The organism is Sphingobium sp. B11D3A (assembly GCF_025961695.1).
Lineage (GTDB): Bacteria > Pseudomonadota > Alphaproteobacteria > Sphingomonadales > Sphingomonadaceae > Sphingobium.
This window is the reverse complement of the sequence record NZ_JAOQOE010000001.1, coordinates 3,063,505-3,084,025: the sequence shown is the minus strand read 5'-3', so window position 1 is coordinate 3,084,025 and position 20,521 is coordinate 3,063,505. Positions and strand designations below refer to the sequence as shown.

Genomic DNA, 20,521 nt, shown 5'->3' with positions numbered 1-20,521 from the left:
CGGGCTGCGCCCCGCCGTGCACAGTTTTACTGGTTGTTCTGGCGATTGAGGAAGCGTGGCACCTCGAATTCGGTGCGATCCCGCTCGCTCTCGCTTTCCTCGGCATTGCCCTGCCGAGCCTGCCCACGGGCCAGCTGCGACATGCGCTCGAACAGCGTGCCGCCGCTCGTACCCTTGCTGGCCGGCTCCTCGGCGGGCTGCGGCGGCTCTACCCGAAGCGGCGGCTCCGGCGAGACGCTGTTGTCGAGCACCAGCTCATCCTCGCCGGTGATGTCATCGAAAGTCGACGCCGCGAAACGCGGGGCCGGCTTGGGCTCTTCCGGCTTGGGCGCCTGGAAGCTGGCAGGCGCCTCGCTGGTCGGGGCCGGTGTGAACGACTCGTTGCGCGCCGGCGCGACGCCACCAAGGTCCAGCCCTTCCTCATAACGCGGCGCGGGCGCAGCTTCCGGGCGGACGAGATTGGCCGGCGCCGACACGGCAGGCGCAGCCTGGCGCGGCGCGGCAGCGACACCCACATCGCCCAGCTTGAACGGCTGGCTGCGGGCCTGCGCCGCGGCGCTCGCTTCATTATCGATGCCCGTCGCGACGACGGAGACGCGGATCTTGCCGTTCAACTGCTCGTTGAATGCCGAACCCCAGATGATGTTCGCATCGGGATCGACCAGCTCGCGGATGTGGTTGGCCGCCTCGTCGACTTCCATCAGGCGCATATCCTCGCCACCAACGATGGAGACGATGACGCCCTTGGCGCCACGCATCGAGACGCCATCGAGCAGCGGATTGGCAATCGCCTTCTCGGCGGCTTCGAGCGCGCGCCCGTCGCCTTCGGCCTCGCCGGTGCCCATCATGGCCTTGCCCATCTCTTCCATCACGGAGCGGACGTCGGCAAAGTCGAGGTTGATGAGGCCGGGCATGACCATGAGATCGGTGATGCCGCGCACGCCCTGCTGCAGCACTTCGTCGGCCATCTCGAACGCTTCCTTGAAGGTCGTGTTCGGGTTGGCGATCAGGAACAGATTCTGGTTCGGAATGACGATCAGCGTATCGACGTGCTTCTGCAGCTCCTCGATGCCCGAGTCTGCCGAGCGCATCCGGCGCGAGCCTTCAAAGGTAAACGGCTTGGTGACCACGCCGACCGTCAGAATGCCCTTTTCACGCGCAGCCTTGGCGATGACCGGCGCTGCGCCGGTGCCCGTGCCGCCGCCCATGCCGGCAGCGATGAAGCACATGTGGACGCCCTCGAGCGCCTCCTGCACTTCCGCAATGGTTTCTTCTGCAGCGGCGCGGCCGATGTCGGGGCGCGAACCGGCGCCGAGACCCTCGGTAATGCGCGGGCCGAGCTGGATACGACGTTCTGCAGGAGAGGCATTGAGCGCTTGAGCATCCGTGTTGGCGACAATGAAGTCGACCCCATCCACGGACGCGCCAATCATGTTGGCAATCGCATTTCCACCCGCCCCGCCGACGCCGATAACGGTAATCCGCGGCTTCAGCTCGTCCACATGGGGCGGACCGATTTCAATGCTCATCAACTATCTCCTCCGGGTGCAAACCGCACCGTCACCTTGTCGGGATTCATGCACCAGATGAGCCGCCAGTTCACGTTCTTTTTAACCGCTCATCCACAATATGTTGCGGCCTGGCCCTAATAGCCGGCGCGCAACGCCGCGATCAGCCGCTGGACGACCGCTCCGCCGCGCGTCGTGTGGACGCGCTGCTCGCGCAGAGGCCGCTGCAGCAGATCCTGCCGCTCCTTCGACGCATAGAGCGCGAGGCCGGCGAGCGTCGCGAAAGCCGGGCCACGATGCGCCTCTGGCATGGCATCAAGCAGCTTGGGGCGGCCGATCCGCACGGCGCGGCCGAGCGCAGTCTGGGCGTAGTCCGCCATGCCCTTGAGCTCCGCGCCGCCGCCGGTCAGCACGACCTGGCGCCCGACCGGCGAGTGGAAGCCCATCTCGCCCAGCGCCTTGTTGACCTCAGCCATCAGCCGGTTCAGCCGCTCGCAGATGACGCCGACCAGCTCGGCGCGAGTCACGCGGCGCGCTTCGGTCTGCTCGGCGCTGCTGGCGGCGGGCGCGATTTCGATGATCTCGCGAAAGTCCCGGCGCGACTGCATGGCCGAGCCGTAAAAGCACTTCATGCGCTCGGCCTGGCTGCGGCGAATGCCGAAGGCCGAGGCAATATCGTCGGTCACGTCCGCCGCGCCGATGGGAATGGATTTGAAGCCCACCAGCATGCCGCCGATGTGCAGCGACACATTGGTGACGCCTGCCCCGAGCTCAACCAGCGCAACGCCGAGATCGCGCTCTTCGTCGGAGAGGCAGGCCGCAGCCGTGGCGACCGGCGCGGCGATGATGCTCTGCACATCGAGATAGGCGCCGCGCACGCTCGTCTCGAGGTTCCGCAACGGCGCGCTATCCGCCAGCACCACATGAATATCGACGCCGAGCTGATCGGCATGAAGCCCCATCGGCCGCGCGACGCCGCGCATCCCGTCGATGGTGTAGAGCGTCGGCTGCGCCTGCAGGATGACCCGGCCGCCCGGATCGATCCGCTCACGCGCCTGATCGTACAGGCTCTCGATATCGGCCTGCTCGATCCGCCGACCGCCGACATTGATCTCGACCGGCTCGACCTTGCTCTCGATGCTGCCGCCGGAGAAGCTCAGAATGACCTTCTCGATGTTGGTGCCGGCGACCTTCTCGGCCTGCTCGACCGTCTCGCGCACGGCCAGTTCGGTCCGCTCCATGTCGACCACGAAGCCCCGGCGCACGCCCCGGCTCTCGCGCTGACCGGTGCCCAGCACCGCCAGCGTGCCATCCTCCTGCTTGCGCGCGATCAGCGCCGACACCTTCCAGGTGCCGATGTCGATCGCGGTAATCAGCCCATCATTGCGCGCTGCCATGCTTAGCCCTCCCCACCCGATGCAGAGGTCGTCGATCGATCCTTCTCGCCGGACGTCACGACTGCCGAATCCTTGGCCGACGTCACCGCCGGCGCTTCATCCTCTTTCTTGCCCGGCGGCAGGCGCAGCACGAACCGCGCGGGATCGCGCATGTCGAACCGCAGCACGCCGCGCCCGAGCAGCCGGTCCACGCCGTCCATGCGCGCGAAGTTGACCAGCGCAGCAGCCGCGTCGGCATCGCCCTCGGGGAGCATCAGTTGCTCACCCGACTGAAAGCGCAGATCCCAGCGGCGCCCGCCAACCCAGGTCGCGCCCGCGAGCATCGGCTTGAGGGCCGGCGCGGCGTTCATCAGTTCGGCCAGCGCCTTGGTCCGCTTGTTGGCATCCGGCCCCACCACCAGGGGCAGATCGGGCAAGGCATTGGCCTCGACCGGGCCAAGCGCGACGCCGGCGGCGTCCACCAGCATCAATTGCCCGCCATTCTGCCAGACCGCAGCCGGCTGCCGCTCGACCACATCGACGATCAGCGCATCAGGCAGACGGCGGGAAATCCGCGCCTCCTTCACCCAGCCCAGCCGCATGACCTCGTTGCGCAGATTGTCGAGATCGACCGCCAGCATCGAGCGCTCGACATACTTCACGGCAATGTCAGAGACCTGCATCTCGTCCATGCGCTCAAGGCCGCGCACCTCGATCTTGGCGACGGCAAAGCCCGCGCGCCCGGCCAGATCGTTCACCTCGGCGCGCAGCATCGCCGGCAGACCCATGAAGCTGGCGGTGACCCACAGCAGGATGAAGAGGACCAGGCCGATCCCCCAGGTCATCAGCCGATTGATCTGCGCCGGACTGAGCGGAACATAGTCGAGCAGCTTGTCCAGATTGCTCCTCGCCCGCCGCGGCTTGCGGCCGGCCCGGCCGCCGCGCGCGCCGCTCGCCGAGCCGCGCTTGATCGTCGCGCTGTTCATTGCTTCCCCCCACGGTCCGCCAGAGCCTCGGCGATGATGCTCTCTACGAGTTCGCCATAGCTCATGCCCAAATATTTCGCCTGCTCGGGCACCAGGCTCAACGCCGTCATGCCGGGCTGCGTATTCACTTCCAGCAGATACAGGCCATCGAGCCCGCGCTCGTCATCCCAGCGGAAGTCCGAGCGCGACGTGCCCTTGCAGCCCAGCAGACGATGGGCCCGCAGTGCGATGTCCATCATCGCGGCGGCCATCTCGGCCGGGACGGGCGCCGGGCAGATATGGTCAGTCAGGCCATCGGTATATTTCGCGTCATAATCGTAGAAGCCGCTCTTGGGGCGCAGCTCCGTCACCGCCAGCGCCCGGTCGCCGAGCACAGCGACGGTCAGCTCACGGCCGCGAATGAACGGCTCGGCCAGCAGTTGGTCGAAATCCTGCCACGGCCCCACCGCATCGCGCGCGATCGGATTGCCGTAATTGCCCTCTTCCGTGACGATGGCGACGCCGACCGACGAGCCTTCATTGACCGGCTTGAGCACATAGGGGCGCGGCAAGGGATCGCCCGCGAAAAGGCTCTCGCATTCGACGATATGACCGCCGGGCATCGGGATGCCATGGGGCACGAGATGCTGCTTGGTAAGCTGCTTATCGATGGCGATGACCGAGGTTGCCAGACCGCTATGCGTGTAGGCGAAGCCCATGATGTCCATAAGTCCCTGCACGGTGCCATCCTCGCCCGGCACGCCATGCAGGGCATTGAACACGATGTCGGGATTGGCCGCGATGAGCTTGGCCGGAAAATCGCGGCCCTCCGCCCGGGTCGCGCCCAGGTCGATGGGCACGACCTCATGGCCGCGCTCTTCCAGCGCCTGGATGATGCCTTTCGCGCTCGACAGCGAGACATGCCGCTCGGCGGCCCAGCCACCCATGAGCACGGCGACCTTGAGACGCTTGATGCTCATTGCCCCTGCTCCTGCGCCGAACGGCCCACGCGCTGAATCTCCCATTCGAGGGTTATGCCACTCTCTGCCAGCACCCGCCGGCGCACCTCTTCGCCCAGGGACTCGATGTCCGCACTGGTCGCGCCGCCGGTGTTGATGAGGAAATTGGTGTGCTTCTCGCTCACTTGCGCGCTGCCGAGGCTGAGGCCCCGGCAGCCTGCCCGGTCGACCAGCGCCCAGGCCTTTTCGCCCGGCGGGTTCTTGAAGGTCGATCCGCCCGTTTTGCTGCGCAGCGGCTGCGATTCTTCCCGCGCGGTCGCGATCCGGTCCATTTCCGCCTGAATGGCTGCGGGCTCGGCGGGTGTGCCCCGGAATGTCGCCGCGATCACGACGGCCCCTTCGGGCAGCGTCGAATGCCGATAGGTGAAACCGAGCGCATCCAGCGGCAGGACAGTCCGCTGACCGGAGCGCAGGATGACCTCCGCCTCGACCAGAATATCCTTCACCTCGCGACCATAAGCGCCGCCATTCATGCGCACGAAGCCGCCGACCGTGCCCGGAATGGAGCGGAGAAACTCAAGCCCGCCAATGCCCGCATCGCGCGCCGTGGAGGAGACCAGAATGCCCGAGGCGCCCCCGCCGCACCGCAGCGTCTGCGGCGCGCTCTGCTCGACGCGCGCGAAGGCCTTGCCGAGCCGAACCACCACGCCGGGCACGCCGCCATCGCGAACGATCATGTTGGACCCAAGGCCCAGCGCCATCACCGGCAACGAGAGATCCAGCGCCGAGAGGAACTGCGCAAGGTCATCCGCATCCGCCGGCTCGAACAGCCAGTCCGCCGAACCGCCCGCCTTGAACCACACCAGAGGCGCGAGCGGCGCACCGCGCGTCAGCTTGCCCCGCACGGCAATGCCGTCCGGGCTCAGCTGTCGATCGACGTTCACGGAAGCGGCGGGATGCATCAGGCGCGACCGCTCCACCAGCTGGACCAACGCCCGATCAGATCGGCCTGCGCCTTGCCGGCACGGTTCATGGCTTCACCCATGTCGAGCGCGGCCTGCCCCATGCCCTTCGGCCCCATGGCGGCATGGCTCTCGACGGCGTCGATCATCTCGCGCGCCATGTCGAGACTCTTGCCATGCACCTCGATCATGCGCTCCTGCATCTCCAGGCCAATGCGCATCAGCTCCCACATCAGCCGCGCCCCTCGCCCGATGCCGCGATGGCCGGCGCCAGACCAGCCGCCCATTTGGTGATGTCGCCCGCGCCGAGGCAGACGATCATGTCATCGGCCTTCAGATCCGCGGCGAGGGCCGCGGCGAGCGCATCGGCATCGCCGATGGTCTGCGCCGCGCGATGGCCGCGACGCTTGAGGCCGGCGACCAGCGCATCGGCATCCACGCCCTCGATGGGCTGCTCGCCAGCCGGGTAGACGGGCGAAACATAGACCATGTCGGCATCGTTGAAGGATTGCTGGAACTCGTCCATCAGATCGCGCAGCCGCGTGAAGCGGTGCGGCTGCACCACGGCGATCACCCGGCCCTGCGCCCCCTCGCGGGCCGCTGCGAGGACCGCGCGGATTTCGACCGGGTGGTGGCCATAATCATCGATGACGACGGCCTTGCCGCCGCCCGTCTCGATCTCGCCCACCTTGGTGAAGCGCCGCTTGACGCCGCCGAAGCTGGCGAAGCCGGTCTGGATGGTCGCATCCTCAATGCCCATCTGCAGGGCGACGCCAATGGCGGCCATGGCATTCAGCACATTGTGCCGGCCCGGCATCGGCATGGTGATGTCGGCAATGCGTCGCGTCGAGCCATCACGCTCGCGAATCTGCACGTCGAACATATTGCCACCGGGAACGGGCCGGACATTCTCGCCGCGCAGGTCGGCCTGTGCGGAGAAGCCGTATGTCACGATCCGCCGATCCTGCACGCGCGGCAGGATCGCCTGCACCTCCGGGTGATCCAGGCAGAGCATGGCCGCGCCATAGAAGGGCACATTCTCGACAAACTCGACGAACGCGTCCTTCACCGCATCGAACGAGCCATAATGATCGAGATGCTCGGGATCGATGTTGGTGACGACGGCATAGGTACCGTCCAGCCGCAGGAAGCTGCCATCACTCTCATCGGCCTCGACCACCATCCAGTCGCTGTTGCCGAGGCGCGCGTTGGAGCCATAGCTGTTGATGATGCCGCCATTGATGACGGTGGGGTCGATCCCGCCAGCATCGAGCAGCGCCGCGATCATCGAGGTCGTCGTCGTCTTGCCATGCGTGCCGGCTACAGCGACGGTGGATTTGAGCCGCATCAGTTCGGCCAGCATTTCCGCGCGGCGGATGACCGGCACGCGGTTCTCGAGCGCCAGTTCCACTTCCGGATTGCCGCGCTTGATCGCGGTGGAGGTCACCACCACGGCAGCGTCGCCCAGATTCTCGGCCTTGTGGCCGATCATCACATTGATGCCGAGATCGCGCAGATGCTGGATGACATAGCCTTCCGACATGTCACTGCCCTGCACGCTGTAACCCATATTGTGCATCACCTCGGCGATGCCGGACATGCCGATGCCGCCAATGCCGATGAAGTGGATCGTACCGATATCCGTGCCGACGCCCTTCATGCGCCCGCTCCCGCGAGGCCGGCCATGCGCGGCGCTTCTGCGGCCCGCACGGTGTCGATGGTCTGCGGTGCGGGGCCGAAGCTCTCGATGAGATCGCACATGTCCTTCACCGCATCCGGGCGGCCGCAACGATGCGCGCGCTTGGCGGCGTTCTGGAGCGCGCCCGGTTCCATCGCCAGCTTCTGCATCTGGCGGGCCAGCTCGGCGGGGGTGAACTTGCTCTGGTCGATCGCGCGGGCGCCGCCCGCCTTCACCATCTCGAGGACATTATAGGCTTGGTGGTTATCCATGGCACTCGGCAAAGGTATGAGGATGGCGGGGCGCCCCGCGGCGGTAAGTTCGGCAATGGTCGAGGCGCCGGCGCGCCCGATCACGAGGTGCGACCAGGCGAGCTTGGTCGGCATGTCCTCGATATAGGTCGCTAGATCGGCCGGAATTTCCATCTCGGCATAGAGCGCGCGGACCTGCTCGATGTCCTCGGGCCGGCATTGCTGGGTGACCTGCAAGCGCCGACGCAGGCTGATCGGCAACATACCAAGCCCGGCCGGCACGACTTGCGAGAGGATCGACGCGCCCTGACTGCCGCCGGTGACCAGCAGGCGCAGCACGCTCTCATCGGAGAAGACCGGAAATGGCTCGTCGCGCAGGGCCAGGACAGACTCTCGCACCGGATTGCCGACCAGATAGGTCTTGTCCGCATGGCGTTTGGCGAGACGCTTCACATCGGGATAGGCCGTTGCGATGGCGGCGACCTTGCGGGCCACCAGCCGGTTGACGCGGCCGAGCACCGCGTTCTGCTCATGCACGATCGCCGGAATGCGCTCCGCAAAGGCGCCGAGCATCGCCGGCAGCGCCGGATAGCCGCCGAAGCCCACCACGGCGGCCGGCTCGAAGGTCGAGTAGAGCTGCCGGGCCATGGCGCGCCCTTCGAGAATGGCCTTGAAGCCCCTGATCCAACCGGAAATACCGCCGGACATGCGGCCGGCCGGCAGCACATGCGTCTGCACATCCTCGAACAGGCCCGGAATCTTGGCGCCGCGCTCGTCGGTAATCAGGGCGACGCGGTGGCCCCGCGCCATAAGCTCCTGCGCGATCGCGTGGGCGGGGACCATGTGCCCACCCGTGCCACCGGCGGCCAGAACATAATGCCGAAAAAGGCTCATCGCCCGCTCCATGTGACGACGTAAGGGGAGCGCGACATATACGGGTTCCGCCGGGTGAAGGCCAGCAGCAGGCCGATGCCCGAGCACAAGGCGATCATCGAGGAGCCGCCATAGCTGATGAACGGCAGGGTCATGCCCTTGGAGGGGAAGATGTGAATGTTCACGCCCATGTTGATGACGGCCTGCACGCCCATCACAAAGACAAGGCCGGAGGTTGCCATGACGATGAATGGATCTTCCTCATCCAGCAGTCGCAGCAGCACCCGCACGATGATGGCGAGATAAACGAGCGCAATGGCGATGCAGGCGATCAGGCCGAACTCTTCCCCGATTACCGAAAAGATATAGTCGGTATGGGCCTCGGGCAGATTGAACTTGGCGGTGCCGCCGCCGGGGCCAACGCCGGTCAGGCCGCCGCGCGTGATGGTCGCATAGGCCAGCTGCACCTGATCCGGCCCCGCCGCCGGATCGACGACCGGGTTAAGGAAGGAATCGATGCGCTCGCGACCATTGTCGTAGAAGAGATAAGTCAGCACGAACAGGCCGAGGCCGCCGCACGCAAAGCCCGAGAGGAGCTTGATCGAGGCGCCGCCCACCAGCAGCAGCGCACCCCAGCAGGCCACGAAAATGACCGTCTGGCCGAAGTCCGGCTGGCGCATGAGCAGCAGGGCGACGATGCCGGTCAACATGCCCGTCAGCGGGATCACCGGCAGCGACGGATCACGCGCGCGCAGTGACAGCAGCCAGGCAATGGCGACGACGAAGAAGGGCTTGAGAAACTCGGACGGCTGGAAGCGGAAGGCGCCGCTGCCCAGCCAGCGCGAGGCGCCGTTCACGCTTGTCCCGATGATCGGCACGAGCACCAGCATCACCGCGAACAGCGCTGCCAGACCGACCGCCAAGCGGCGGGCCTGGGTGCGCGGCAACATGGAAATCACGATCATCAGCGGCAGGCCGAGGCCGATCCACATGAGCTGGCGATAGAAGAAATAGAGGGGCGAGAGCGAGGCCGAGTGGGTCGACAGCTTGGCCGCCGCCACGGGCGAGGCCGCCGCGACCGCCACCAGCCCGATCGCGATCAGCACCACGATGAGGCCGAGCAGCACCCGGTCGATTTCCCAGAACCAGATCGCCAGCGCGGTCCGCTCGCGCGGCATGGGCTTGCCGGGGCGCGCCCGCAAAGGAGACAAAGCGACATCGAGCGGCGGCGCGGTAACCGGCTTTGCCGCCTCGCCTTCGACCATGACCACGCCTTCGTCTCCGCGCTCGCTCATGCCCCTGCCCCCGTTTCTGCCCCTGCTTTATCGCGAAGCGCGGCCACGGCGGCCGCAAAGGCATCGCCCCGCGCCTCGAAATCCCGGAACTGATCGAACGACGCGCAGGCCGGCGAAAGCAGGACGATATCGCCCGGCTGCGCATGTGCGGCGGCTTCGGCCACGGCCGTGACCATCAACTCGCATTCGGTGACGGGCACGGAGGCCTCACCCAGCAGACGGGCGAACAGCGGCCCGGCCTCGCCGATGGTGTAGCCCCGCGCGATGTTGGGGAAGCCCGCCGCGCACTCATCGAGCGAATCCGACTTGGCGAGACCGCCGAGAATCCAGTGGATGCGCGGCCGTCCGTCGACCGGCGGCCAGGCAGCGAGCGCCGGCGCGGTCGAGGCGGCATTGGTCGCCTTGCTGTCGTTGACGAACAGCACGCCGTCGATTTCGGCGACGCGCTGCATGCGGTGCGGCAGGCTGACATAGCTCGCCAGCGCCTGCGCCGTCGTCTCGCGCGCAATGCCCAGCGCCTCTGCCACGGCCTTGGCGACCGCGACATTCTGCGCATTGTGCGGCCCCTGCAGCGCGGGCCAGCGCGACTGGTCCTCGGCGGCAATCGACTGGGCGGTCACGGGCACGGTCTGCGGCAGAGCATCGGCGATGCGCCGCGTCACCGCATCGTCGACCGCGATGATCGCCGGATGATCGGGGGACTGCATGGCAAAGAGGCGCTGCTTGGACGCGACATAGCCCTCAAAGCCATCATAGCGGTCGAGATGATCGGGCGTGATGTTGAGCAGCACCGCCACGTCGCAATCGAGACTGAAGGTCAGATCGATCTGATAGCTGGAAAGCTCCAGCACATAGACCCCGCCCTCCGGCAGCGGTGCCTGCGCGAGAATGGGCAGGCCGATGTTCCCACCCATGCGCGAGGGCAGCCCCGCCGTGCGCACGATGTGATCGATCAGCGCCGTCGTGGTCGACTTGCCATTGGTGCCGGTGATGCCAACCACGCGATGCGCCGGCAGGCTCGACCGTGCCAGCGCGAACAGCTCGATGTCGCCGATGATCGGCACGCCGGCGGCGCGCGCGCGGCATGTCACCGGGTGACGGTTGAGCGGCACGCCCGGCGAGACGACCAGCGCGTCCAGCCCGGCCAGGTCCATCTCCATCGGATCGCCCAGCTCGGCCTTGTCGGCCACCAGTGCCCGCGCATCCTCGCGCTGGTCCCAGGCGATGACATGAGCACCGCTGGCGGCGAGGGCATCGACCGTGGCGAGGCCGGAGCGGGCCAGCCCCAGAACGGCATAGCGCTTGCCGGCAAAGGCGGGGGAAACGATCATCGCAGCTTCAACGTCGCAAGGCCCGCGAGCGCGAGGACGAAGGAGACGATCCAGAAGCGGATCACCACCGTGGATTCGGGCCAGCCAAGCTGCTCGAAATGATGATGGATAGGCGCCATGCGGAACACCCTTTTGCCGGTGCGCTTGTAGAAGAACACCTGAATGACGACCGACATCGCCTCCACCACGAAGATGCCGCCGATGACCGCCAGCACGATCTCGTGATGGGCCGCCACGGCGATCACGCCGATGGTGCCGCCCAGCGCGAGGCTGCCGGTATCACCCATGAACACCGCCGCCGGCGGCGCGTTGAACCACAGGAAGGCGAGGCATGCCCCGACAATCGCGCCGCACAGGATCACCAGATCGCCCGCGCCCGGCACATGGGGAATGCCGAGATAGGACGCATAATCGGCGCGGCCGACAAGATAGACGATGAGCATGAAGGCCATCGACGCCACAATCACCGGCATGGAGGCCAGCCCGTCCAGCCCGTCGGTGAGGTTCACCGCATTACCGAAGGCGACGATGACGAAGGCGCCGAACAGATAATAAAGCGGCCCAAGGTCCAGCGCCCCGCCGCTCCAGAAGGGCAGATACAGCAAGGTGCCGTTCTGGCTGACGATCAGCCAGGTGGCGAACCCGGCGATGCCGAATTCCGCCAGCAGGCGCGCCCGGGCGGAGAGGCCCTTGTGGCTCGCCTTGGTCACCTTGTCATAATCGTCCATGAAACCGATGGCGCCAAAGCCCAGCGTCACGATAAGGCAGGCCCAGATATAGACCGAGGTGACGTTCATCCACAGCAGCACCGCGCTCGCCATGGCGGTGAGGATCATCAACCCGCCCATGGTCGGCGTGCCGCGCTTGACGAAGTGCGTCTGCGGCCCATCCTCTCGGATCGGCTGCCCCTTGCCCTGGCGGACACGCAGCCAGCCGATGAAGCGGGGACCAATCACCAGCCCGATGATCAGCGCCGTCATGATCGCGGCGCCGGCCCGGAATGTGAGGTAGCGGACCAGGTTGAAGATGCCTGGGAAATTCAGTTGTTCAGCGAGCCAATAAAGCATCAGGCCACCTCGCTTGCTGCGAGCTGTTCGACAAGTCGCGAAAGTCCGACACTGTTGGACCCCTTGACCAGCATCACATCACCGCTTTTGACCGTTAAGCGTGCGAATTCAACGGCCTGATCGACATTTGCGACATGCTCGACGGAAATTTCGCTGGCCAGAGCATCGGCGAGCGGTGCCATTTCCTCGCCGACCAGAAGCGCCACATCCACCTTCGCATCGCGAATGGCCTGCGCCAGCCCGGCGTGAAGCGGCGCGGACTGGTCGCCAAGCTCCTTCATCGCGCCCAATATCGCGATCCGCCGCTGCGCCCGCTCCTCGCCAAGCTGCGCCAAGGTGGCGGCCATGGAGGCGGGATTGGCATTATAGGCTTCATCGATGATCAAGGCCTCGCCACCGTCCGCGGTCGCGATGGGGCGGCGCGCGCCCCGGCCTGGCAGCCCGGTCATTTCCGCCAGCGCAAGCCCGGCCTGCGCCAGATCGCCACCGGCCGCCTCGACCACGGCCAGCACGCCCAGCGCATTGCTGACCCAGTGGCGACCGGGCATTCCGACCACCAGACTGAGGCGCGCCGCGCAGGTCTGCACGGTGATGCGGGTACCGGCAGCGCCCACGGACATTTCGTCGATCAGTCGGACATCCGCCCCGGCATCGCGCCCGAAGGTGACGACTTGCCCGGCGTGACGACCGGCGTGGTCGGTCAGCAGCGGCGCATGCGGCGAGTCGGCGGGAATGACCGCCGTGCCGCCTTCGACAAGGCCTTCGAAGATCTCCGCCTTGGCCAGCGCGATCTTCTCTTCCGTGCCGAAATATTCGATGTGCGCGGGCGCAATCGTCGTGACGATGGCGACATGCGGGCGGACGAGCGCGGTCAGCGCCCGCAGTTCGCCCTCATGGTTCATGCCCATCTCGAACACGCCATAGCGCGCCTCGCGCGGCATCCGCGCCAGCGAAAGCGGCACGCCGACATGATTGTTATAGCTCTTGAGCGAACGATGGGCGGCGCCCTGGCTCATCCGGTCGAAGGCAGCAAACAGAGCTTCCTTGACGCCGGTCTTGCCGACCGACCCGGTGACGCCGATGATCTTTGCTGACGTCCGCTCGCGCGAGGCACGACCAAGATCATCGAGGCCCTTCGCGGTGTCGGTGACGCGAACGCAGGGGCCTTCGACTGCCCGGTCGACCAGCAGCCCCGATGCGCCGGACGCCAGCGCGCCGGGGATATAGGCGTGACCATCCGCGCTCTCGCCATGCAGCGCGACGAAGAGATCGCCGGCCGCGACCTCCCGGCTATCGAACGCGACACCGCTCACCGCGAAGGCCGTGGAGGCTGCCCCGCCGGTCGCGGCGGCGATCTCGTCGGAAGTCCACAAGCTCATGCAGCGCATTCCCGCGCCACGGTGACATCGTCGAACGGCAGCACGCGGTCGCCGATGATCTGGCCCTGCTCATGCCCCTTGCCGGCCAGCAGCACGATATCGTCCGGCCCCGCCTCGGCAATGGCGGCAGCGATGGCAGCCCGTCGCCCGCCAATTTCCCGTGCGCCCGGCGCACCGGCCATGATTGCGGCACGGATCACCTGCGGGTCTTCCCCGCGCGGATTGTCATCGGTGACGATCACGACATCGCTCAGGTCGCTGGCAACGCCGCCCATCAGCGGGCGCTTGCCGGCATCGCGATCCCCACCAGCGCCGAACACGGTGATGAGCCGACCGCGCACATGCGGGCGCAGCGCTTCGATGGCGGCGCGCAGCCCGTCGGGCGTATGGGCATAATCGACATAGACCGGCGCACCGGCAGTGGTGATGACGGCGCGTTCCAGCCGACCGCGCACCGGCTGCACGCGCGAGAGCAATCCCAGCACCGTCTTCAGCGCGCCGCCGGTTGCGAGGACCAGTCCAGCGGAAACCAGCGCATTGGCGGCCTGATAGGCGCCGATGAGCGGCAGATCGACCTTGTGCGTGCCGCCCTCCGCCTCGATCATAAGCGTCTGCCCAAGATGGGTCGGCGTTTGCGTGACCAGCCGCAGCGTCTCGCCGGCCGAACCGACGGTCATCAACTGCAAGCCCCGGCGACGCACATGCTCGATCACTTCGGCAGAGCGTTCGTCATCGGCCCAAATGACAGCGACGCCATCATCCGCGACAACCTCGTCGAACAGCCGCATCTTGGCCGCGAAATACATGTCCATAGTGCCGTGATAATCGAGATGATCGCGGCTCAGATTGGTGAAGGCGCCCGCCGCAACGCGCGGCCCCTCGGCGCGATATTGGGCCAGCCCATGGCTCGACGCCTCATAGGCGACATGATCGATGCCTTCCTTGGCGAGCCCGGCCAGATTGGAGAGGAAGGTCACCACGTCCGGGGTCGTGAGGCCGGTCGAAACCTGATCCACGGCGGTCGTCACACCCAGCGTGCCGATGGACGCGGCGCCATGGCCCATCATGCGCCAAAGCTGCCGGGTGAGCTCGACCGTCGAGGTCTTGCCGTTGGTGCCGGTGACCGCGACCAGCGTCTGCGGATAGGGCGCATAATAGCGCGCCGCGAGGCTCGCAAACAGGCGGCGCGGTTCCTCGGCGGCGATGTGGGGGACGCCGGTCACCCGCGCGTCCGGGGCCGCGACGACAGCCGCGGCGCCCGCAGCGATGGCGGCGTCGATAAAGTCCTCGCCGTTCACCCGCGCGCCGCGAAACGCGCCGAACACGGCGCCGGGCGCCACCTTGCGATGGTCCAGCGCGAAGCCGCTCACCTCGGCGTCCTTGGCCGGATCGATCGAGTCGGGCACAAGCGTGGAAAGGCGCATCATTCGGCCACCTCTTCGTCTTTGACCAACGGGGTCAGCTCAGAAATGTCGACGTCGCGGAACGCCTCGGGATAGACGCCCAGCAGCGGCGCGGCGCGCGACACGAAGGACTTCACCACCGGGGCGGCCGTATAAGCGGCCGTGCGGATGCCCGGGTAGCGGGCACTGCCCTGCGGCTCGTCCATCATCACGATGACGACGTAGCGCGGCGCTTCCATCGGGAAAGCCGCAGCGAAGGTGGAGACCAGCGAGCGGCGGGCATAGCCGCCATCCTTGGGCTTCTCCGCCGTGCCCGTCTTGCCGCCGACGCGATAGCCTTCGGCATCGGCATTGCGCCCGGTGCCGGTCTGCACGATCATCCGCAGCAACTGGCGCATCTTCGCGCTGGTCTGCTCGGAGAACACCCGGCGGGCGGCCACTTGTTCATTCGGCTTGCGCTTGAGAACGGTGGTGGGATGCCAGATGCCGCCATTCACCAGCGCGGCATACGCGCTCGCCAGATGCATCGGCGTCACGGCGATGCCATGGCCATAAGCAGTCGTCATGATCGTCGTGCGATACCAGCGCGACGGGAACAGCGTGCCGGCCTGTTCGCGGAGCTCCACGGTGGCCGGACGGTCGAACTCAAGCGAGCGATAGGCCGCCTCAAGCGGCTTTTGCCCCATTTCATCGGCGATGCGGGCCGTGACAATGTTGCTGGAGTGCACCAGCGCCTCCGGCACCGTCAGCCAGCGGCCCAGTGGGTGGTCATCCTTGATGGTGAACCGCCCGACCGGCAGCGGCGCCGTGGCATCATAGCGCTTGCTCATGCTGACGATGACGCCCGCATCCATGGCGATGGCGAAGGACAGCGGCTTGAACGTCGAGCCGAGCTCATAGCGCGCCTGAACCACGCGATTGCAGCGCGGCGACATGTCGCAGGTGATCTGGCCCCGGCGCATTTGGCCGTCCGGGCCCATCACCATCGGCGCCTCGACCGGCACCAGGCGGTTGGGATTGAACGTGGGCAGAGACGCCATCGCGATCACTTCGCCATTGCGCGAATCCAGCACGATGCCGACGGCGCCCTTGGCGCTCTGCTCCGCCATGCCGAGCGACAGCTCTTCCTCCAGCGCGGCCTGAACGCGGCTATCGATGGAAAGCTGCAGCGGCTGCCCGCGCGTCTTTTCGTCGGTCAGCCGGTCATCGAACGCGCGCTCGACGCCCATGGCACCGAACCCGTCCCGATTGACGAAACCGATAAGGTGCGCGGCCAGCGTGCGCTGCGGATACAGCCGCTCCGCCTCACGCGGAAACTCGATGCCGATCTCGCCCAGCGCATTCACAGCGGCGACGTCGCGCGGGACGGCGCGGGTGCGGAGGTAGTTCCACTGCCCGCCCGAGGTCAGCTTGGCGTAGAAATCGGCTTCGGACTGGTCCGGGAAGATCGCGTGGAGCTTTTTGGCCAGATCGCGCGGATCGCCGAGCAGGCGGTCGCGGCGCACGGCAATGGCATAACCGTCGATATCGCGCGCCAACGGCACGCCGTTGCGATCGACAATATCGGCGCGCCCCGGAATCGGGATAGGGCTGGCCATGCGCTCGGCCTGGGTGCCGGCGTCAATGCCCATCCAGACCATTTTCGCCGCCATCACCATTGTGATCGCGGCGAAAATAAGCAGGAGGAGCATGATCCGGCCGTGGGCCACCGTGACCAAATCTGTCGGTTTCCGGGTCTCGGAACGCGGCTCCGGCCGCGCCAAAATGGTGGCCATCAGGGCACCATAGCTTCACTTAGAGCCGGGCCGCCGAGCAGCTTCTTGTCGAGCAGGGCCAGCCGCGCTGCCTTGCGGGAGGCCGGATCGGGCTCGACAGTGCGGCGCGCCGCAGCCTCTGCCGGCGCACGCGTTGCTGGTGCCGTTTTCGCCTTAGCCTCCGCCACGGGGGGCCGGGGCTCGGCAGCCGAGGCAGTGCGAATGAACGCAAACTCCGAGGCCACATCGGCACCGCTGCGCGCTGCCGGCTTTTCGGGCGCTGCCGCGACCGGCGCAGGCGGGGTGTTCTGGGCCATCGCGGTCATGACGGGCGGCGGGCTGTAGCCGCCGGTCACCGGTGCCATGCGATCCAGATTGGCGAGCGCGCGCTCATTGGGCAGATATTGCGCAGGCGCCGGCACATACAGGCGCAGGTCGCTGGTGTTCCAGGCGTGGAGCTGACGCATGGTTGCCCGCGCACCGAATTCTGCCTCCAAATAGCGGATGTCGGCGCGGGTCCAGCGGATCTGGTCGATCGTATGCCGCACCGCGTTCCGCTCCGTCGCCACCTGCAGACTGATCAGATAGGCGGCGAGCGCCCCCATGGCGACCACGAGAATCCACATGATGCTTTGCAAGCGCTTGATGGCGATCATGATCGTGCTCCCACAGATTGGTGCATGGCAGGGGCTTCAGTTCGGATGGCGCTACGCAGCGTTGCGGAGCGCGCACGGGGGTTGGACTTGAGTTCGGCATCGCCGGGGCGAACAGCGCGGGCGGGCTTCTGGAAGGTCGGGCGCACGGCGGATTTGACTTCCGGCCGGTGACGCGAGCCGGCACCCTCCTGCCCGCTGCGCGTGCGGAGAAAATTCTTCACGATGCGATCTTCCAGGCTGTGGAAGGTCACCACCGCCAGCCGGCCACCCGGGCGCAACACGGCCTCGGCGGCATCCAGACCGCGCTCCAGCGCATCCAGCTCACCATTGAGATGAATGCGGATCGCCTGGAAGGTCCGTGTCGCCGGATCAGTCTTGTCGCCGGGCCGCTTGCCGAGCGCCTTGTGGACCGCGCCGACGAGATCGCCGATGGTCGCCAGCGGGCGCGCCGCCACGATGGCGCGCGCGACACGGCGCGACTGCCGCTCCTCGCCATAATGATAGAGGATGTCCGCCAGCTCGGCCTCATCGACGCGATTGAGGAACTCTGCCGCCGTCTCGCCGGACTGGCTCATCCGCATATCCAGAGGGGCGTCCGGAAAGCGGAACGAGAAGCCGCGCCGCTCGCGATCGAGCTGCATCGAGGAGACGCCGATATCCAGCGTCACGCCATCCACGCCGTCGACACCGGCCTCAGCCAGCAGCCGTTCCATCTGCGCGAAATTGCCGGCGAGCAGCGTGATCGCGCCCTCGCTGGCTGCGACGACCGCCTGCCCTTCGGCAATGGCGTCAGGATCCTGATCGATCGCGAAGACCTGCGCACCGCGCGCGGCCATGGCGCGGCTGTACCCGCCGGCACCAAATGTGCCGTCGACATGACGCTCGCCAGGGGCAATGGCAAGCGCGTCCAGCACTTCGTCGAGCAGCACGGGGCGGTGCGGCTCGGCCGGCGGGTTCGCAAGGGAAGCCGCGCTCATCAGCGCTCCTCCCGTTTGGCCTTGAGCTCATCGAGGAAGGTTTCGCATTCCTCGATGGCAAGCAGGTTCGCCGAATTCTCGGCGAGGAAGCGCTCGGGGCTCCAGAGCTGGACGAGGCGACCGCCCCCCACAATGAAGAGCGCGTCGGTGATGCCGTACAACCGCCGAAAAGCCGGCGGCAGGGTGAACCTGCCGCCGGAGTCGATGGTAACGGTCTTGATGGTGCTCCAGAAGTTCGCATCCGCCATTTCCGCGTCGAAATCCTCGCCACGGGTCATGGCGATGCGGGCGGCCTCGTCGAACTTGTTCTGAAAGAAATCGAGCTGCTTACTGCCGAACAGCGACACATATTTGCGGGTGGGGTCGGCCCTAACAAGCATGGTGCCGGGCTGGGTGCTGTGCTCATTCAGGACGGAGCGGAACGACATCGGCAGCGCGAAGCGCCCCTTGCCGTCCAGGGCACTGGCCCCGTTCCCCATGAAATAAGCCGATGACACCCCAACGAACTCCCTGCGCGGGGCACAGGCCTTCCCGCTCCGGAAAGCACCAAGCTGACCGGTTGATAGACTCGCGAAGATACGAGTGCCCCTAGGCCTGCGGTATTAGCAGTCCGCCCCCGGGGAGAAAAGGGAGAATCTTGGATAAAGTGGGAAATGATGGGAAAATCTTGGGCGGATTAGGGAGAAATGCCCTCCGTTTTTCTTATGTTCTCATTATGACCCGTATTTGTCCGAACCATGGGCTGGGAATAGCGGGGATTGCGCACCACCAGCGCCAGCAGGAGGGAAAGGGCCAGCGCAGCGCCCAGCGCGAAGCGGAGACCCCGCACCAGAGCGGCCTCGTCCTTCACCCAACTCGTGAAAGTGCCGATCGAAAGCGGCTCGTCGCGCAGCCACGCGGCGAGAACGTCCGGCGCGTCACTGGTGCGCAGCGCGCGGTCGGCCCCATCCTGCGAGGCCAGCGTCCAGAGGCGGTCATCGATCCAGTCCGCATCCGCCACCAGCAGCGCCTGCCCCCTGCCCAACCGACAGGTCGCGATGAACCCCTGCTCGGCGGGCGTGCAGCCGGCCGTCGGCTCGCGCACAACGAAGCGCGAGGCGCCTGCCACCTGCAGCAAGGCGCCTGACGCCAAGGTGCGCCGATCCGACGCCTCGCCCCCATGGCCATCGCCATGGGATTGCGCGGTGAACTCCGCAGCTTCCAGTCGCACGCCCCAATGGGCCAGCAGCGGATCGAGCAGACTCGTGAGCGGCGGCCGCCCGGGATGGACGAGCGGGCGCGGGTCCGGCCAGAGCAGTAGCGGATCGGCCAGCACCACCGCGCGTCCACCCGCGCGCACCCAGCGGTCCAGCGCGACCAGTTCTTCCGGCGCCATCGCGCGCGGCTGGGCCAGCAGCACCGCCGCGTGCCCAGCCAGGCTCTGGTCATTGAGCGCATCCAGAGGGTGCAGGGCGACATGGAGGTCGAGCGCGCGCAGCAAGGGCGAGCGCAGACCGATCGACTGCGCTGCCGGCAATCCGTGAACGGCGCCCATGGCGACATCATGCAAGGGCAAGGCCGAGAACAAAGCGACGCTGGGCCGATCCCCGGCTGTGGTGGATGGGGAAGCATTGCGCATGGCCGGCACGGCCCAATTCGCGACAAGCACAGCCCCTACGCACAGCGCCAGCGCCGAACCCAGCCTTACCCGGCGGGAGCGGCCTGCGACCAAAGCCCACAGACTGCCGACGACGGCCAATCCCACTGCGAGCGCGATCATGCCGGCCCAAGGCAGACGGACGGACGCCAACCCGATCAGGCACAGCGGCGGCAGCAAGACGGCGGCCCACAGAGCCGCAACCGTCGGCCAGCGCAACCTTGCAGGAGCAGCCTCGGCGCGGTCACCCTGCCCGGCGCGGGCGGCGCGCGTCAGCAGAATTGCGCCCAGAATGATCCCCGCAGTCTCCGGCCACAGCCAATCGAGCGGATCGAGCCGTCCGGTGCGCAGGCTGGTGCCGGTCAGCCCGAGCAGGAGCGACAGGATGGCAGGGGCAAGCGTCGCCGCCAGCAGCAAGGCAGTGCGGGGCATCGCGGCAACCGGGCGACGG

Annotated in this window: 18 protein-coding genes; all 18 read right to left on the bottom strand. The window is 66.9% G+C overall.

The features are described from left to right. Positions 1–26 precede the first annotated feature (26 nt). The 18 genes from ftsZ to M2332_RS14295 all read right to left on the bottom strand — a co-directional run bounded on the left by ftsZ (position 27) and on the right by M2332_RS14295 (position 20,502). Positions 27–1,529, bottom strand: a complete 1,503-nt coding sequence (ftsZ, locus tag M2332_RS14380) for a cell division protein FtsZ (protein WP_181558871.1) — start codon at positions 1,527–1,529, stop codon at positions 27–29. A gap of 116 nt (positions 1,530–1,645) precedes the next feature. Continuing rightward, on the bottom strand, positions 1,646–2,905 hold the full coding sequence (ftsA, locus tag M2332_RS14375; RefSeq protein WP_264569595.1) for a cell division protein FtsA: 1,260 nt from the start codon (positions 2,903–2,905) through the stop codon (positions 1,646–1,648). Positions 2,906–2,907: 2 nt separating this feature from the next. Beyond that, on the bottom strand, positions 2,908–3,870 hold the full coding sequence (locus M2332_RS14370) for a cell division protein FtsQ/DivIB (RefSeq protein ID WP_264574587.1): 963 nt from the start codon (positions 3,868–3,870) through the stop codon (positions 2,908–2,910). After that, positions 3,867–4,829, bottom strand: a complete 963-nt coding sequence (locus tag M2332_RS14365) for a D-alanine--D-alanine ligase (protein ID WP_181558868.1) — start codon at positions 4,827–4,829, stop codon at positions 3,867–3,869. Before M2332_RS14365 ends, M2332_RS14370 begins: the two co-directional genes overlap by 4 nt. After that, on the bottom strand, positions 4,826–5,770 hold the full coding sequence (gene murB / locus M2332_RS14360) for a UDP-N-acetylmuramate dehydrogenase (protein ID WP_264574586.1): 945 nt from the start codon (positions 5,768–5,770) through the stop codon (positions 4,826–4,828). Before murB ends, M2332_RS14365 begins: the two co-directional genes overlap by 4 nt. Beyond that, a complete protein-coding gene (locus M2332_RS14355) occupies positions 5,770–6,057 on the bottom strand; it encodes a hypothetical protein (protein WP_264574585.1) in 288 nt (95 codons plus the stop codon). Before M2332_RS14355 ends, murB begins: the two co-directional genes overlap by 1 nt. Then, positions 6,003–7,430 (bottom strand): UDP-N-acetylmuramate--L-alanine ligase, encoded by a 1,428-nt coding sequence (gene murC, locus M2332_RS14350; RefSeq protein WP_264574584.1) that lies wholly within the window; start codon positions 7,428–7,430, stop codon positions 6,003–6,005. The genes M2332_RS14355 and murC overlap by 55 nt, the downstream gene beginning before the upstream one ends. Continuing rightward, positions 7,427–8,593, bottom strand: coding sequence for an undecaprenyldiphospho-muramoylpentapeptide beta-N-acetylglucosaminyltransferase (gene murG / locus M2332_RS14345; RefSeq protein ID WP_264574583.1), 1,167 nt, complete (start codon positions 8,591–8,593; stop codon positions 7,427–7,429). The genes murC and murG overlap by 4 nt, the downstream gene beginning before the upstream one ends. Further along, complete coding sequence (gene ftsW / locus M2332_RS14340) at positions 8,590–9,750, bottom strand: putative lipid II flippase FtsW (protein WP_264572369.1); 1,161 nt, start codon at positions 9,748–9,750, stop codon at positions 8,590–8,592. Before ftsW ends, murG begins: the two co-directional genes overlap by 4 nt. A gap of 113 nt (positions 9,751–9,863) precedes the next feature. Further along, positions 9,864–11,198, bottom strand: coding sequence for a UDP-N-acetylmuramoyl-L-alanine--D-glutamate ligase (murD, locus tag M2332_RS14335; RefSeq protein WP_264574582.1), 1,335 nt, complete (start codon positions 11,196–11,198; stop codon positions 9,864–9,866). Continuing rightward, the gene (mraY, locus tag M2332_RS14330) at positions 11,195–12,265 is read right to left on the bottom strand and encodes a phospho-N-acetylmuramoyl-pentapeptide-transferase (protein ID WP_264572201.1); all 1,071 of its coding nucleotides are present in this window, start codon (positions 12,263–12,265) and stop codon (positions 11,195–11,197) included. Before mraY ends, murD begins: the two co-directional genes overlap by 4 nt. Further along, the gene (locus M2332_RS14325) at positions 12,265–13,644 is read right to left on the bottom strand and encodes a UDP-N-acetylmuramoyl-tripeptide--D-alanyl-D-alanine ligase (protein WP_264574581.1); all 1,380 of its coding nucleotides are present in this window, start codon (positions 13,642–13,644) and stop codon (positions 12,265–12,267) included. The genes mraY and M2332_RS14325 overlap by 1 nt, the downstream gene beginning before the upstream one ends. Further along, entirely contained in the window at positions 13,641–15,068 is a 1,428-nt protein-coding gene (locus M2332_RS14320) for a UDP-N-acetylmuramoyl-L-alanyl-D-glutamate--2,6-diaminopimelate ligase (RefSeq protein WP_264574975.1), read from the bottom strand. The genes M2332_RS14325 and M2332_RS14320 overlap by 4 nt, the downstream gene beginning before the upstream one ends. Beyond that, a complete protein-coding gene (locus M2332_RS14315) occupies positions 15,068–16,822 on the bottom strand; it encodes a peptidoglycan D,D-transpeptidase FtsI family protein (protein ID WP_181558859.1) in 1,755 nt (584 codons plus the stop codon). Before M2332_RS14315 ends, M2332_RS14320 begins: the two co-directional genes overlap by 1 nt. Further along, positions 16,822–17,457 (bottom strand): colicin transporter, encoded by a 636-nt coding sequence (locus M2332_RS14310; RefSeq protein WP_264574580.1) that lies wholly within the window; start codon positions 17,455–17,457, stop codon positions 16,822–16,824. The genes M2332_RS14315 and M2332_RS14310 overlap by 1 nt, the downstream gene beginning before the upstream one ends. Continuing rightward, positions 17,454–18,434 carry a 16S rRNA (cytosine(1402)-N(4))-methyltransferase RsmH gene (rsmH, locus tag M2332_RS14305; RefSeq protein WP_264574579.1) on the bottom strand — a complete coding sequence of 327 codons (981 nt, stop codon included), beginning with the start codon at positions 18,432–18,434 and terminating at the stop codon, positions 17,454–17,456. Before rsmH ends, M2332_RS14310 begins: the two co-directional genes overlap by 4 nt. Next, complete coding sequence (locus M2332_RS14300; protein ID WP_181558856.1) at positions 18,434–18,931, bottom strand: division/cell wall cluster transcriptional repressor MraZ; 498 nt, start codon at positions 18,929–18,931, stop codon at positions 18,434–18,436. Before M2332_RS14300 ends, rsmH begins: the two co-directional genes overlap by 1 nt. 179 nt (positions 18,932–19,110) lie before the next feature. Continuing rightward, positions 19,111–20,502, bottom strand: coding sequence for a GldG family protein (locus M2332_RS14295; RefSeq protein WP_264574578.1), 1,392 nt, complete (start codon positions 20,500–20,502; stop codon positions 19,111–19,113). Between the last annotated feature and the right edge of the window lie 19 nt (positions 20,503–20,521).

What these genes read in the sequence shown, in the direction of transcription:
- M2332_RS14295 (WP_264574578.1), bottom strand. Translation starts at nt 20,502, where the DNA reads ATGCCCCGCACTGCCTTGCTGCTGGCGGCGACGCTTGCCCCTGCCATC.
- M2332_RS14355 (WP_264574585.1), bottom strand. Translation starts at nt 6,057, where the DNA reads ATGGGCGGCTGGTCTGGCGCCGGCCATCGCGGCATCGGGCGAGGGGCG.
- mraY (WP_264572201.1), bottom strand. Translation starts at nt 12,265, where the DNA reads ATGCTTTATTGGCTCGCTGAACAACTGAATTTCCCAGGCATCTTCAAC.
- ftsZ (WP_181558871.1), bottom strand. Translation starts at nt 1,529, where the DNA reads ATGAGCATTGAAATCGGTCCGCCCCATGTGGACGAGCTGAAGCCGCGG.
- ftsA (WP_264569595.1), bottom strand. Translation starts at nt 2,905, where the DNA reads ATGGCAGCGCGCAATGATGGGCTGATTACCGCGATCGACATCGGCACC.
- M2332_RS14365 (WP_181558868.1), bottom strand. Translation starts at nt 4,829, where the DNA reads ATGAGCATCAAGCGTCTCAAGGTCGCCGTGCTCATGGGTGGCTGGGCC.
- M2332_RS14315 (WP_181558859.1), bottom strand. Translation starts at nt 16,822, where the DNA reads ATGGCCACCATTTTGGCGCGGCCGGAGCCGCGTTCCGAGACCCGGAAA.
- murG (WP_264574583.1), bottom strand. Translation starts at nt 8,593, where the DNA reads ATGAGCCTTTTTCGGCATTATGTTCTGGCCGCCGGTGGCACGGGTGGG.
- murB (WP_264574586.1), bottom strand. Translation starts at nt 5,770, where the DNA reads ATGCATCCCGCCGCTTCCGTGAACGTCGATCGACAGCTGAGCCCGGAC.
- murD (WP_264574582.1), bottom strand. Translation starts at nt 11,198, where the DNA reads ATGATCGTTTCCCCCGCCTTTGCCGGCAAGCGCTATGCCGTTCTGGGG.
- ftsW (WP_264572369.1), bottom strand. Translation starts at nt 9,750, where the DNA reads ATGCCGCGCGAGCGGACCGCGCTGGCGATCTGGTTCTGGGAAATCGAC.
- murC (WP_264574584.1), bottom strand. Translation starts at nt 7,430, where the DNA reads ATGAAGGGCGTCGGCACGGATATCGGTACGATCCACTTCATCGGCATT.
- M2332_RS14320 (WP_264574975.1), bottom strand. Translation starts at nt 15,068, where the DNA reads ATGCGCCTTTCCACGCTTGTGCCCGACTCGATCGATCCGGCCAAGGAC.
- M2332_RS14310 (WP_264574580.1), bottom strand. Translation starts at nt 17,457, where the DNA reads ATGATCGCCATCAAGCGCTTGCAAAGCATCATGTGGATTCTCGTGGTC.
- M2332_RS14325 (WP_264574581.1), bottom strand. Translation starts at nt 13,644, where the DNA reads ATGAGCTTGTGGACTTCCGACGAGATCGCCGCCGCGACCGGCGGGGCA.
- M2332_RS14370 (WP_264574587.1), bottom strand. Translation starts at nt 3,870, where the DNA reads ATGAACAGCGCGACGATCAAGCGCGGCTCGGCGAGCGGCGCGCGCGGC.
- rsmH (WP_264574579.1), bottom strand. Translation starts at nt 18,434, where the DNA reads ATGAGCGCGGCTTCCCTTGCGAACCCGCCGGCCGAGCCGCACCGCCCC.